This window comes from Rhodococcus sovatensis (genome assembly GCF_037327425.1).
In the GTDB taxonomy this organism is placed as follows: domain Bacteria; phylum Actinomycetota; class Actinomycetes; order Mycobacteriales; family Mycobacteriaceae; genus Rhodococcoides; species Rhodococcoides sovatense.
In genome coordinates, this window is sequence record NZ_CP147846.1 from 2492364 (window position 1) to 2505949 (window position 13586).

Annotated in this window: 12 protein-coding genes; 4 read left to right on the forward strand and 8 right to left on the reverse strand. The window is 63.2% G+C overall.

Translation table 11 applies throughout. The annotated features are described in order from the left end of the window. The first annotated feature begins 158 nt into the window (after positions 1-158). Together WDS16_RS11630 and mtr are read left to right on the forward strand one after the other, a co-directional pair. Positions 159-1196 (forward strand): alpha/beta hydrolase, encoded by a 1038-nt coding sequence (locus WDS16_RS11630; RefSeq protein ID WP_338892805.1) that lies wholly within the window; start codon positions 159-161, stop codon positions 1194-1196. After that, complete coding sequence (mtr, locus tag WDS16_RS11635) at positions 1193-2602, forward strand: mycothione reductase (RefSeq protein WP_338892806.1); 1410 nt, start codon at positions 1193-1195, stop codon at positions 2600-2602. Before WDS16_RS11630 ends, mtr begins: the two co-directional genes overlap by 4 nt. 16 nt (positions 2603-2618) lie before the next feature. Here mtr and WDS16_RS11640 read toward each other — a convergent pair whose 3' ends face one another. The 3 genes from WDS16_RS11640 to map are packed head-to-tail and all read right to left on the reverse strand — an operon-like array spanning position 2619 to position 5609. Then, positions 2619-3155 (reverse strand): alpha/beta hydrolase, encoded by a 537-nt coding sequence (locus tag WDS16_RS11640; protein WP_338892807.1) that lies wholly within the window; start codon positions 3153-3155, stop codon positions 2619-2621. Positions 3156-3166: 11 nt separating this feature from the next. Then, on the reverse strand, positions 3167-4708 hold the full coding sequence (locus WDS16_RS11645; protein ID WP_338892808.1) for a cobyric acid synthase: 1542 nt from the start codon (positions 4706-4708) through the stop codon (positions 3167-3169). 25 nt (positions 4709-4733) lie between these two features. After that, positions 4734-5609, reverse strand: a complete 876-nt coding sequence (map, locus tag WDS16_RS11650) for a type I methionyl aminopeptidase (protein ID WP_338892809.1) — start codon at positions 5607-5609, stop codon at positions 4734-4736. Between the two features lie 91 nt (positions 5610-5700). On the opposite strand from map, the gene WDS16_RS11655 reads away from it, so the two are divergent. Beyond that, positions 5701-6549, forward strand: coding sequence for a helix-turn-helix transcriptional regulator (locus WDS16_RS11655; RefSeq protein ID WP_338892810.1), 849 nt, complete (start codon positions 5701-5703; stop codon positions 6547-6549). 12 nt (positions 6550-6561) lie between these two features. On the opposite strand, the gene WDS16_RS11660 is transcribed toward WDS16_RS11655, so the two are convergent. The 5 genes from WDS16_RS11660 to dxr form a co-directional block, all read right to left on the reverse strand. After that, the gene (locus tag WDS16_RS11660; protein WP_338892811.1) at positions 6562-8373 is read right to left on the reverse strand and encodes a penicillin-binding transpeptidase domain-containing protein; all 1812 of its coding nucleotides are present in this window, start codon (positions 8371-8373) and stop codon (positions 6562-6564) included. Between the two features lie 50 nt (positions 8374-8423). Then, positions 8424-9260 (reverse strand): GNAT family N-acetyltransferase, encoded by an 837-nt coding sequence (locus WDS16_RS11665; RefSeq protein ID WP_338892812.1) that lies wholly within the window; start codon positions 9258-9260, stop codon positions 8424-8426. 107 nt (positions 9261-9367) lie between these two features. After that, positions 9368-10531 (reverse strand): flavodoxin-dependent (E)-4-hydroxy-3-methylbut-2-enyl-diphosphate synthase, encoded by a 1164-nt coding sequence (gene ispG / locus WDS16_RS11670; RefSeq protein WP_338892813.1) that lies wholly within the window; start codon positions 10529-10531, stop codon positions 9368-9370. Between the two features lie 39 nt (positions 10532-10570). Then, positions 10571-11785 carry a site-2 protease family protein gene (locus WDS16_RS11675; RefSeq protein ID WP_338892814.1) on the reverse strand — a complete coding sequence of 405 codons (1215 nt, stop codon included), beginning with the start codon at positions 11783-11785 and terminating at the stop codon, positions 10571-10573. Positions 11786-11792: 7 nt separating this feature from the next. Continuing rightward, positions 11793-12989 (reverse strand): 1-deoxy-D-xylulose-5-phosphate reductoisomerase, encoded by a 1197-nt coding sequence (gene dxr / locus WDS16_RS11680; RefSeq protein WP_422395783.1) that lies wholly within the window; start codon positions 12987-12989, stop codon positions 11793-11795. A 62-nt stretch (positions 12990-13051) separates the two neighbouring features. Here dxr and WDS16_RS11685 point away from each other — a divergent pair, with 62 nt between their 5' ends. Continuing rightward, positions 13052-13558, forward strand: a complete 507-nt coding sequence (locus WDS16_RS11685; protein WP_338892816.1) for a DUF1990 domain-containing protein — start codon at positions 13052-13054, stop codon at positions 13556-13558. Positions 13559-13586: the final 28 nt, after the last annotated feature.

The window sequence follows — 13586 nt, forward strand, 5'->3', positions numbered from 1 at the left end:
GGAGAATCGACTTCCTTGTCCGTGAGTTCTCTGGCAAATCTGCTTCAGGTGGCGGTTACGTTACCCGTCCGTATGTACCCATTCCGACACACTCGAAAAGCCCTGACTCGATTGTGCTCCTGATGCGCCGCCGGCAGTGCCTACTACAGTTGTGATCTGTGACTACCTGGGTGCCCGATGTCCTCGGCGACGGCTACGAACAGACCACTATCGACCTGGGCGAAGACCCGGACGGTGAAGGGCAGGTCGAGGCCACCCTCGTCCGGTACCAACCAGCCGAGTCGGATTCGACGGGCCGGGCGGTGATCTACGTGCACGGGTTCACCGACTACTTCTTCCAACAGCACCTGGCCGAGCACTTCGCAGCCGACGGCTTTGCTTTCTACGCACTCGATCTGCGCAAATGTGGCCGGTCCCTGCGCGAGGGTCATACTCCGCACTTCGTGACCGATCTGGCGTTCTACGACGAAGAACTGAACCGGGCACTGGCGTTGGTTCGCGAGGCGACGGAAGGCTCCGTCGTATTGATTGCCCATTCCACCGGCGGACTGATTCTGCCCCTGTGGTTGGACCGGCTCAATCGTCGAGAAGGCGGAACAGCGGGCCTCGGCATCGACGGGGTGATTCTGAACAGCCCCTGGTTCGATCTGCAAGGGCCGTCGGCCGTCCGCAGCGTGGGCACGGCCGCGATCGATGTGATCGGCAGGGTCAAGTCCAAGACTGCCGTTCCAGGCCAAGGACTCGACACGTACGGACTCTCCCTCTCCAAAGACCACCATGGTGAGTGGGACTACAACCTCGAATGGAAACCGCTGTCGGGTTTTCCCATCACGTTCGGGTGGATCCGCGCGATCAGGCACGGCCACGCGAAGTTGCATCGCGGTCTCGACATCGGAATCCCGTCGCTGATTCTGCGGTCGAAGGTCACACACTTCTCGCGCAAGTACAGCTCCAAGATCGATGTCGCCGATGCAGTGCTCGATGTACGACAGATTGCGCGATGGGCCGGATGTCTGGGTGACCGCACCACGATCGTCCCCATCGAAGGCGCTCGCCACGACGTGTTCCTCTCCCGAGAGGAGGCGCGGACACGCGCATTCGACGAAGTGGACGAATGGCTCGACTGGCTGTACCGAAGTGCCCACATCGAACGTGAGTCGGGCAAGGACCACTCCGAGATCGGAACCATCTCATGAGCCATCTCGACACCGACCGATCCGACACCGACCATTTCGATGTCGCGATCATCGGCTCGGGTTCGGGTAACTCGATCGCCGACGACCGCTTCGCCGACCTGAAAGTCGCGCTCTTCGAAGAGCATTCCCCGTTCGGCGGCACATGCCTCAACGTCGGCTGCATTCCGACGAAGATGTTCGTCTACGCCGCGGAGGTGGCTCGGACGATCCGCGACTCCTCTCGCTACGGTGTCGACTCCACACTCGATGCTGTGCGGTGGCCCGACATCGTCGATCGAGTGTTCGGTCGCATCGATCCCATCGCTGCAGGCGGAAAGCGCTACCGCGAGAGCGGTAGTCCCAACGTGACGCTGTTCTCCGGACACGCGACGTTCACCGGACCCCGGACGATCGACACCGGCACCGGTCGAGTGATCACAGCAGACCAAGTGGTGGTTGCCGCCGGTTCGCGACCCGTGATCCCGGAGCAGGTGCGTCGATCGGGCGTGCAATTCCACACGAACGACGACGTGATGCGCCTCCCCGAACTCCCCGAACATCTCGTCATCCTCGGATCCGGCTACATCGCAGCGGAATTCGCACACGTATTCGGCGCGCTCGGATCGAAAGTGTCGATCGTGGCGCGCAAGGACACGTTGTTGCGTGGGCTCGATACCGATGTGTCGACGCGATTCACCGAGCTGGCGCAGAAGAACTGGGACGTACACCTGAACTCCGGCGAGTCCGAGGCGGTGTCCGAGGACGGTCTCGTCGGGCTCGAACTCGCCGACGGGACCAAGGTGCTCGGTGACGCATTGCTCGTCGCGATCGGCCGCGAGCCGAACGGTGACCACATCGGCGCCGAGGCGGCTGGAATCGAACTGGACGACGAGGGCCGAATCGTCGTCGACGAGTTCGGCCGCACCACCGCCGACGGCGTCTTCGCGATCGGCGACGTGTCCTCCGAGTACCAACTCAAACACGTGGCGAACCACGAAGCGCGGGTCGTCTCGTACAACCTCCTGCAGCACGCGTGGGAGGACACCTCGAGCTTCCGCGCGTTCGACCATCGATTCGTGCCCGCCGCGGTGTTCACTCATCCTCAGATCGCCGCGGTCGGGCTGACCGAGGCCGAAGCACGCGACGCCGGATTCGATATCGCTGTGAAGGTGCAAAACTACGGCGACGTCGCCTACGGCTGGGCCATGGAAGACCAGGAAGGCTTCTGCAAGATCGTCGCCGAGAAGGGAACCGGCAGAATTCTGGGCGCGCACGTGATCGGCGCTCAGGCACCCACCGTCATCCAGCCGTTGATCCAGGCGATGAGTTTCGGTACGACGGTGACCGAGATGGCGCGTGGCCAGTACTGGATCCATCCCGGCCTACCCGAGGTCGTCGAGAACGCGCTACTCGGACTCGATATCTGACACTCACCTGCTTCGGTTACCAGGGGCTGGTGCGGAGCACGATCTCGGTTGCAAGCGCGGCTGGGGCATCCGACGGAATGTTCTCGACACCGTCGAGTTGAACGACGCGGAAGTCGCCGTATACACGCCTGCCGCTGCTGTCGGCGCCGGCGCGACGCAGTGAACTGCCGATCACCAGTGTCGTCGGCAATTCGACGGGCGGGCAGTCGGCAGCCAGCACGGTACCGGTGTCGTCGGCTATCGCCGGATGCGTCCGATCACACACCACCAGGCTCGCGAATTTGCCGAAGGTTCGTGCCGCCAGCCCCCACGCCAACTCGGCGCCTTCCCGGTTGCCGACCAGGTGCACCCACGGCAACGCCACTTCGTTCAGTACCTCGAGCACCGCATCGTGGTCGAGGCCGCTGATGTCCTCCACCGCAACCGTTTTCAGGTCCGAGTTGTGCAGACGCTCGGCCACGGCGTCGAACACGTCCGGAGGGTCGCCGACGCCGGGCAGCAGCAATACCGCGTGCCGCGAATCCGGTCCGGCGATCCGCAACTTGTAATCCATGGGATACGACGCTACTGCACACCCCGATGCGAGTCGACGCCGTGCTCGATCACGTCGAGCACAGCGTCGACATCCACGTTGTTCTCCACGAGGTCTGCCAACAGGTCGAGTTGTTGCTCACGCATCGCCACGACACACGTCGCATCGGCTACTTCGAATCCGTCGCGGCCGGAAAGCTCGGCGACCCAACGAAGGAACATTCGTCGGAAATCATCCGACTCGAGCAATCCATGCCAGTGGGTTCCCAGGACCGAACCGGAAACACTGCCTTCGGCTCGTCCATCGGAGAATCGCAGCAATGGATCGTCGCCACCACGGACCACTCGGCCGTGGTGAATCTCGTATCCGGCGACGGCGACATCGGCAAACCTCGGAGAAGTGCCGATCACGCGGTCGAGGACCTTGTCCGGCGCGAATTCGACATCGAAATCCAACAGGCCGATACCCGCGACCTTCTCCGTTCCCGACTCGATTCCATCCCGTATCGACCTCCCGAGCATCTGATAGCCGCCACAGATTCCGATAACAGGACGCCCGTGCCGCGCGCGCTCCACCAATGCGTCCGCCAGACCCGTTCGGCGGAGCCAATCCAAATCCGAGGCTGTCGCCTTGGTTCCGGGCAGAACAACGAGGTCCGCATCCGTCAATCGAGACGGTTCGGTCACCCATTGAACCGATACGCCAGGTTCGCACGCCAGAGCCTCGACGTCGGTGGTGTTCGAGATGCGCGGCAGGCGGATCGCAGCCACCCGCAACCATTGCGACCCGACCGGGCGGGCAGGTCGACCGACGGGCGCATCCGCGACGGTCCCCAACGAATCCTCGGCATCCATCCACAGGTCCTCGGAGTACGGAACGACGCCGTACGTCGGTCTACCGGTGAGGCTTTCGAGTTGTTCGAGGCCAGGTGCCAACAGCGAGGGATCGCCACGAAACTTGTTGATCACGAACCCTTTGATCAACGCCTGATCCTCCGGGGAGAGCACGGCTACTGTCCCGTAGAGATGCGCCAGCACTCCCCCACGATCGATGTCACCGACGATGATCACCGGTAACGATGCCGCCGTCGCCAAACCCATATTGGCGAGATCGGTCGACCGCAAATTGATCTCGGCAGGAGAACCAGCGCCTTCACAGATCACCACTGCGTAGTCCTCGCGTAGTGACTGCAGTTCTGCCGCGACGACGGCACGCAGCGCGTGCCGATGCTCGACGTAGTTCGTAGCAGACACTTGCGCGACCGCACGGCCGCGTACCACCAGCTGAGACGTGCGGTCGCTTCCCGGCTTCAACAGGACCGGATTGAATCTCACACTGGGTTCGAGACCGCAGGCACGTGCCTGCATCGCCTGCGCACGGCCGATCTCACCTCCGTCGAGGGTGACCACCGAATTGTTGGACATGTTCTGCGCCTTGAACGGCGCTACGGACACACCCCGTCGAGCAAGCAACCGGCACAGACCCGCAACCAGAACACTCTTGCCTGCGTCGGACGTGGTCCCCGCAACCAGCAACGCTCCGCCGGTTTCACCCGCTCCGCTCACGGCAGTCATTCGCTATTCACTCCGCAGGCTCCGCTCACGGCAGTGTCAGGATCTCGCTACCCGTATCCGTGACAACGAGGGTGTGCTCGAACTGCGCAGTCCACTTGCGGTCTCGGGTCACCACGGTCCACCCGTCGTCCCACATCTCGGCGTCGATCTTTCCCAGGTTGATCATCGGCTCGATCGTGAACGTCATCCCCGGTTCGATGACTGTCTCGACCGACGGCTGGTCGTAGTGCAGAACAACGAGTCCGTTGTGGAACGTGGTTCCGATGCCGTGGCCGGTGAAGTCCTCGACGACTCCGTAACCGAAGCGGTGGGCGTACGACTCGATGACCCGACCGATCACACTCAGCGCGCGACCTGGTTTGACGGCCTTGATCGCCCGCATCGTGGCTTCGTGCGTTCGCTCGACAAGCAGGCGTGCTTCCTCGGATACGTTGCCCGCGAGGAACGTAGCGTTGGTGTCACCGTGGACGCCATCGATGTATGCGGTGACGTCGATGTTGACGATGTCACCGTCCTGAATGACGGTCGAGTCGGGGATGCCGTGGCAGATGACCTCGTTGAGCGATGTGCAGCACGACTTCTGGAATCCCTTGTAGCCGAGCGTCGACGGGTAGGCCCCGTGGTCGATCATGTACTCGTGCGCGATGCGGTCCAATTCGTCGGTCGTCACACCGGGCGCGACCGCTCGGCCCGCTTCCTGCAGCGCCCGAGCTGCGATCTTCGAGGCGACACGCATCTTTTCGATCACTTCCGGCGTCTGAACCCACGGTTCGTGGCCTTCGTCCGCCGTCGGTTTCCATGCATACTCCGGTCGCTCGATCGACTTCGGCACGGACCGAACGGGCGACACTACGCCCGGCACGAGTGGCTGACGGGGCTTGCTCTCGGCGGTCACAGACATGGTGATCAGGCTAGTCGCTGCACATGCCACGTCACCGCCTGCGTGCACGCGGCTATGATTCAGCTCACAGAACCGACGAAGGGGTCGACTCGTGCCGTCCACCGATCTACTACGACCACGCGATGGTGACGCCCTGCGCGCAGAACTACGTGAGGTGATGAGGTCATCGGGCATTCCGGTGGTGTTCGGCGGCGAGGTGACGGGTCACACTCTGTACCTGAGCGAATTGCACGGCACCAGGACCCGCGGTCTTCAGGGACTGATGATTCCGAGTCGATCCGGTCTCGGCGGTCGAGTCATGGATCAGCGTCGCCCCGCAGCAGTCAGCGACTACGGCAATTCGCAGTACATCACGCACGACTACGACCAACCGGTCCTCAGTGAAGGCCTTCGGTCCGTGCTGGCTGTGCCGGTCGTCGTAGAGGGTGCTTCGCGCGCAGTCATGTATGCGGCGGTACGGGAACGTGGCCCGATCGGCGACCGCGTCGCAGACGCGATGGTCCGCGCCTCGCGGCGCCTTTCGCAGGAGATCGCGATCCGAGACGAAGTGGACCGGCGCGTGCGACTCCTAGGCACGCGGCCTTACAACGTCGATTCGGCTGCGGCCATGGAAGCACTACGTGAGGTCCACGCCGAGATTCGGGCGTTGACCGGCTCGGCCGAGGATCCGGTGTTGCAGTCGAAGTTGACGCGCCTGTCGGAACGGATCGCCCTCGCATTCCGCCCGGCAGTCGGCGACGACAGCATTGCGGTGTCTGCACGCGAGCTGGACGTGCTGGCTCAGGTCGCGCTGGGGTGTACCAATGCCGATGCTGCCGCACGGCTGTCGTTGAAACCGGAAACCGTCAAGTCCTACCTACGTAGCGTCATGAACAAGACCGGAACCCGGACGCGGCACGAAGCCGTCGTCGCCGTGCGCAAGCTCGGCCTGTTGCCCTAATACCCTGTTGTCCTAATACCCCTCGGGCAATTGCTCGAACATCTCACGCGTCACCGCGACGGCGTTGTCGGAACTTCCACCACGAACCACGAGCGTCGCGAACGCAAGATCGCCGCGATACCCCACGAACCACGCATGGGATCCGCCTTCGACTTCGGCTTCCCCTGTCTTGCCGTACACCTCACCCTGGTCTGCGATGCGCTCCGCAGTACCGCTCGTGACCACTGAGCGCATCATTGTTCGAAGTCCTTCGACCATGGCGGGTTCGATGGCCGGGTGCTCACCCTCGATGGTCGTTTCCCGCCCGGCGATCAGCGTCGGCACAGGGGTCGAACCGTTGGCGACTGTTGCCGCGGCGAGCGCCATACCGAACGTCGAGACGACCACCTTGCCCTGGCCGAATCCGTCTTCGGTGCGCTGAACCAGTTCCTCGGCCGGCGGAACCGACCCCGAATCGGTGGGCAGACCGACCACGCCGTACTCCGGACCGACGCCGAACTGCGACGCCGCGATCGTCAATGCGTCCGCGGGCATTTCGCTGGCAAGCTTCGCGAAGGACGTATTGCACGAGCGGGTGAATGCCGTACTCATGGAGACGTTGCCGAGAGCGAATTCGTTGTAGTTGGGAATGCTCCGCTCGCCGATCACAATTCGGCCCGGACACGGCACAGTGGACTCGGGCCCGGCGAGGCCGATCGAGATCGCTGCACCCGCGGTGACGATCTTGAACGTCGATCCCGGCGGGTACAACCCCGCCGAGGCAACGGGTCCGTCACGATCGGCTTCCTCGTTCTGCGCGACCGCCAGAACCGCACCGGTCGACGGCTGGATCACCACCATCATTGCCTGCTCTGCGCGAACGTTGACCGCGTTCTGTGCGGCCACCTGAATATTGCGATCGAGGGTGATGGAGAACGACGGTGCCGGCTCGGGAGGCGTATCGGTCAAGACCTCGATGTCGACACCGTTGCGGTTGACGGTGACGACACTCCACCCAGCTTTGCCGTCCACTTCGTCGATCACGGACTTCTTGACCTGCGACACGAGGTCGGGTGCGAACGTTCGGTCGGTCGCAATGAGATCCGACTCGTCGGAGACCGTCACCCCGGACAGTCCGGACAAGGACGCTGCCACGGTCTGGTAGTCCTCGTCACGCAGGAGCGCAACCGGGTAGTCCCCGTCGATCGACGTTGCAGACTCGACGATGCTCTGTGCAGAAATGGTCTCGTCGAACTGGCCGAGTATCCGCGCCAGACCGGTGGCAGATGCCACGATGTCATACGACTCGTCGGCATCGATCTTGACGCGGTGCACCACACCAGGGACGAGAACATCGGTTCCCGAGCGTTCGTTGACCCTCGCTCGCGGCGGCGCAGTCGACCGAAGGGCCATCGTCTGTGTCTCACCGAGACCAGGGTGAATATCCGTCGACGTCCACCGAACTCCCCATCGGCCGTCGGTCCTGCCCATCTGCAACTCGCCGTCGTACGTCCACACGCGATCCTTCGGCAGGTGCCATCGATAGGTGTAGCCCACCGTCGCGGTGTCACCGTCGACGCGCACCGAAGTCGTTCTGGCGTCGAGGGATTCCGCCTGCAGGTTCTCCCAGGCGTCGTTCAGTGCAGTGGCCGCCGAATCGGGCCGATCTGTGTCTCCGGACGCGCCGCCGATGTCGCGAGCCGAGAACGCCGCAAGGAACGCTTGGGCGGCAGGTTCGGGACCATCCGGGCTCGGAGTACATGCGGTCACCGAACCCACTACCGCCACACAGACCGCTGCAGCGGAGGCGAGACGGCGAGACAGCCGTACATCCGAGAATCTCATCGCGCTCATCGTAGTTCGACCGCGACGCAACAACGGTGACCGAATCGCACTCAGTCCAGAAGAACCGTCGTGAACGTCGCTACCTGTTTCAAACCGATGCGCGCATACGCTCTGCGGGCCGGATAGTTGAAGCTGTTGACGTACAGACTGGCGATGCGGCCGCTGCGAACCACCGCATTCGCGACCGCTGCTGTGCCGGCAGAGCCGAGTCCGTGGCCTCGATACAGAGGATGTACCCACACCCCTTGGATCTGGCCGACGGTGACCGATTGCGAGCCTATTTCGGCCTTGTAGATCACCTGACCGTCCTCGAACCGCGCCCAGGCTCGGCCTGCGGCGATAAGACCGGCGATTCGACGTCGATATCCGCGGCCGCCGTCGTTCGCTCGCGGATCGACCCCGACCTCCTCGATGAACATCGCGACAGCAGCGGTCAGATAGACGTCGAGTTCATCGGCACGTACGAGCCGAACGCCTGGATCGGCCGCATGCTCGGACAGCTGGGAGGCCGCCAGGAGGGGCTGCTCGCATCGAAGTTCCCGGGCAGCGCCCCAGTCAGCTTCGAGCATCTCCCACAGCGGCAGCGTCAACTCGGCGCGACCGACGAGCGAGGAACACATCCGGGGACCACGACACGCACGATCGGCGAAGGAACGTAGATCGTCGACCGAACCGAGAAGCGGCACGAGGTTGGCGCCGTAGAAGCACAGGGATTCGTCCGGACCGCCACGGCTCCACATCTCACCGTGGAACGCGCGCGGGTCGAGACCGAATTCCTGGACTCGCGCGGCGATCATGCACGTCGCGATGGGGTCGGCATCGAGCACCCGGAGGACATTGGCTGTGTCCTTGTTGCTCAATGGCTTGGCGCCGAGGAGTTTCAGCACCTCGTGTCACCTCCTACCAACGCATCCACCGGTACCCGCATCCACCCTCACTGAGACAGATTGCCAGATGAAGCCGGCTCGGTGGGAAGTTCGGCCCCACCCAGTACCTACCCGACCGTGATCACCGGAGTTCCGGCATCCGCACCTTCATCATTGTCGAATTCCTCGGCAATGCGCATCGCTTCCTCGATCAAGGTCTCCACGATCTGTGCCTCGGGAACGGTCTTGATGACTTTTCCCTTGACGAAGATCTGGCCCTTGCCGTTACCCGATGCCACACCGATGTCGGCGTCGCGGGCTTCACCCGGTCCGTTGACGACACAGCCCATCACTGCCACGCGCAACGGGATCTCCATGCCGTCCAGGCCCGCGGTGACTTCGTCGGCCAGCTTGTACACGTCGACCTGTGCTCGTCCGCAGGACGGGCACGACACGATCTCCAGCTTGCGCGGACGCAGATTGAGCGACTGCAGAATCTGTGTGCCGACCTTGATCTCCTCGGCCGGCGGTGCAGACAGCGACACTCTGATGGTGTCGCCGATCCCCTGTGCGAGCAACGCGCCGAACGCCACCGCCGACTTGATGGTGCCTTGAAACGCTGGGCCCGCCTCGGTGACGCCGAGGTGCAGCGGATAGTCGCACTGCGCGGCCAATTGCTCGTAGGCGGCGACCATGACGACGGGGTCGTTGTGCTTGACGGAGATCTTGATGTCGCCGAACCCGTGTTCTTCGAACAGACCGGCCTCCCACAGCGCCGATTCGACGAGCGCTTCCGGGGTCGCTTTGCCGTACTTGTCCATCATCCGCTTGTCGAGCGAACCCGCGTTGACGCCGATACGGATCGGAATGTTCGCTTCACCGGCGGCCTTCGCGACCTCCTTGACGCGGCCGTCGAATTCCTTGATGTTGCCCGGATTCACCCGGACCGCGGCGCAGCCCGCGTCGATCGCAGCGAAGATGTACTTGGGCTGGAAGTGGATGTCCGCAATGACCGGGATCTGGCTCTTCTTCGCGATGATGGACAGTGCGTCGGCATCGTCCTGTGTGGGGCATGCCACACGAACCATGTCGCAACCGGACGCCGTCAACTCGGCGATCTGCTGCAAAGTCGCATTGATGTCATGGGTCTTGGTCGTGCACATCGACTGCACGGAAATGGGGTGGTCGCTTCCCACTCCAACAGATCCGACCTGCAGTTGACGCGTCTTACGTCGAGGTGCGAGTACGGGAACCGGCGGCGCCGGCATTCCCAATCCGACTGACACAGTCACTTCGTTGCCTTCTTCCCTGAGCTCTACGAGCGAGTCTACTTAGAACAACTGGATCGGGTTCACGATGTCCGCGGTGAGAGTGAGCAACATGTACGCACCGCCGATGACGATCACCACATAGGTGACTGGCATGAGCTTCATGTAATCCACGGGCCCACCGTTGGGCAGTCCGCGCCTGTTCCGGAAGAAGTTGCGGATTCGCTCGTACACAGTGACCGCCATGTGCCCACCGTCGAGCGGCAGCAACGGCAGCAGATTGAAGATGCCGAGGAAGAAGTTCAAACTCGCCAGGAGCAAGACGAAGACCGGCCACATGGACCGCTCGACCAGCTGTCCGCCGATGACGCTGGCGCCGACGACACTGATCGGAGTTTCTGGATCGCGCTCGCCGCCGGTGACCGAGGTCCACAGGTCGGCAACCTTGCTCGGCATCTGCACCAGCCGATGCGCGGTCTCGACGAACATGTCACCGGTGAACGCGAACGACGCCGGAATCGCGGCAAGTGCGTTGTACTGGGTCGGATAGAACTGCGCGAGCTGAACACCGACTGCGCCCACCGTTGCCGACTCTCGGCCGGTCTCGGTGCCGTCGGACACCCAGCGCTGAACCTGCTGAACCTGAACCGGGAACGTCAATTCGGCACCGTCACGTTCGACAACGAAATCCACTGTGCCGGAGAGAGGTTGGGTAGCCCTCACCACGTCGGTGAAGTTCGCGGTCGGGGTGCCGTTCACCGAGACGATGACATCGCCTTCGCGTATCCCTGCCTCGTACGCGGGGCTCGGACCGGAACATTCGGGGTAGGTCAGGTCGTCGTTCTGGGTTGCGGTGACGCACGGCATTTCGCCGACAAGCGCTGAGGTCGGCGGATTCAGATTCGGCAACCCCCACCCGATCGCGAGGATGAAGATCAGCAGAAACCCCAGGATGAGATTCATCCCGATTCCACCCATCATGACCACGAGACGCTTCCAGGTCTTCTGCCGATACATCGCCCGCTCGATTTCGTCGGGTGCGAGTTCGTCGATCGCGGTCATACCTGCGATGTCGCAAAAGCCACCCGCCGGAATCGCTTTCAATCCGTACTCGGTCTCGCCTCTGCGGAACGAAAAGACCTTCGGTCCGAACCCGATGAAGAACCGTCGCACCTTCATTCCCGTGGCGCGGGCGGTCCACATGTGCCCCGCCTCGTGCAGAGCGATGGACACCGTGATGCCCAGCGCGAAGAGGAGGACGCCGAATGCGAACACCATGGTTGGTTCAGTCCTTCTGGTTCAAGAGCGTGCGGGCCTGGCGGCGAGCCCAGGAGTCGGCTTCGAGTACTTCGCCGACACTGGTAGGCGTGGCCACCCATTCGCCACTGCCATCGTCGACGACCTTCCTGACGGTGTCCACGATCTGCGGAAAGTCGATTCGTCCGGCAAGGAAGGCTTCCGCGGCCACTTCGTTCGAAGCGTTGTACACCGCGGTCATGCAGCCGCCGAGGATACCCGCCTCACGTGCAAGTTGAACCGCGGGGAAAACTCGGTCGTCGAGAGGCTGGAAATCCCAGGTGAACGACCTTGTGAAGTCGATCGCGCGCGCTGCGCTGCGAACTCTGTTCGGCCAGCCGAGAGCCAGCGCAATGGGTAGTCGCATGTCCGGAGGGCTGGCCTGCGCGATGGTGGACCCGTCGAAGAACGTGACCATCGAATGGACGATGGACTGCCGGTGTACCGTCACGTCGATTCGGTCGTACGGCACTCCGAAAAGCAGGTGCGTTTCGATGAGTTCGAGGCCCTTGTTCACCAGGGTCGCGGAGTTGAGGGTGTTCATCGGGCCCATCGACCACGTCGGGTGGGCAGCTGCCTGCTCCGGTGTCACCGATTTCAGCTCGACCTCCGACCACCCTCGGAACGGCCCGCCCGACGCCGTGAGGATCAGGCGCTCGACCTCGTCGGCGCGCCCTCCCCGCAGACATTGAGCCAACGCCGAATGCTCCGAGTCGACCGGGACGATCTGCCCGGGCGCCGCTGCGGCCATCACCAGCTCGCCGCCCGCCACCAGCGACTCCTTGTTGGCGAGTGCCAACGTGGCGCCGGTCTTCAGGGCAGCCAGAGTCGGCTCGAGGCCGCGGGATCCGACGAGGGCGTTCAACACGATGTCAGCAGACGTCGACTCCACCAACTCGGTGGCGGCCCGGTCTCCGACAAGTGTGTTCGGATGGTTCAGCTCTGCCCCCGCGGCGGGGTCCGCCACCGCCACCGCGTCGACTCCTGTTTCTCTGATCTGCTGACGGAGCAGTTCGACGTTTCCACCACCCGCAGCCAGCCCCACCACCTCGAACAGGTCGGGATTGGCGCCGATGACGTCGAGGGCTTGGGTGCCGATCGATCCGGTACTGCCGAGCAGGAGAACGCGCTTGGGAGTATTCGACGACGGCTCGGCAGGTGTTCGAGGCTCTGGCACGGCGTCCATTGTTCCTGATCGAGCCTGAGAGTCTCCTATGCGTACTCCCTCTCGTGGCAGGCTCGGATGTCATGGACCTTTCGTACGACGACGTGGGCGCTACCCGCGGCCGGCTGCCCGACGGCTTTCACCACATCGACCGACGCGTTCCGATCGGGACCGGCCGGGCTGCATACGAAGCAGCAGTGGCCGGTTTGACGAACTGGGACATGCACCGACGTGCTGGACTTCGCGTCGAATCCGACACCCGAACGGCCGACACCGGAGCGACCGTGGTTCTGAGACTCGGTCCAATACGGATACCGTGCCGGGTCGTCTACGTGATCGACGAGACACACCGAGCCGGGTTCGCGTACGGAACGCTCGCCGGGCACCCAGAGCAGGGCGAAGAGTGCTTCCTCGTCGAAATGGATGAACACAGTGCGTCTGACGACGATGCCGTCGTATACGCCCACATACGTGCTTTCTCACGCCCCGGCAGATGGTTCACGAAGGTCGGCGGACCAGTCGGACGAGGTGTACAGCAGCTCTTCACCGACCGGTACATCGCCGCGCTGAAACACCTCGCCGGCACCTAATGGGACTTGATCGGCGAGTCTTCGACAG

What these genes read in the sequence shown, in the direction of transcription:
- mtr (WP_338892806.1), top strand. Translation starts at nt 1,193, where the DNA reads ATGAGCCATCTCGACACCGACCGATCCGACACCGACCATTTCGATGTC.
- dxr (WP_422395783.1), bottom strand. Translation starts at nt 12,989, where the DNA reads ATGGACGCCGTGCCAGAGCCTCGAACACCTGCCGAGCCGTCGTCGAAT.
- map (WP_338892809.1), bottom strand. Translation starts at nt 5,609, where the DNA reads ATGTCTGTGACCGCCGAGAGCAAGCCCCGTCAGCCACTCGTGCCGGGC.
- WDS16_RS11675 (WP_338892814.1), bottom strand. Translation starts at nt 11,785, where the DNA reads ATGGTGTTCGCATTCGGCGTCCTCCTCTTCGCGCTGGGCATCACGGTG.
- WDS16_RS11685 (WP_338892816.1), top strand. Translation starts at nt 13,052, where the DNA reads ATGGACCTTTCGTACGACGACGTGGGCGCTACCCGCGGCCGGCTGCCC.
- WDS16_RS11640 (WP_338892807.1), bottom strand. Translation starts at nt 3,155, where the DNA reads ATGGATTACAAGTTGCGGATCGCCGGACCGGATTCGCGGCACGCGGTA.
- WDS16_RS11660 (WP_338892811.1), bottom strand. Translation starts at nt 8,373, where the DNA reads ATGAGATTCTCGGATGTACGGCTGTCTCGCCGTCTCGCCTCCGCTGCA.
- WDS16_RS11645 (WP_338892808.1), bottom strand. Translation starts at nt 4,708, where the DNA reads ATGACTGCCGTGAGCGGAGCGGGTGAAACCGGCGGAGCGTTGCTGGTT.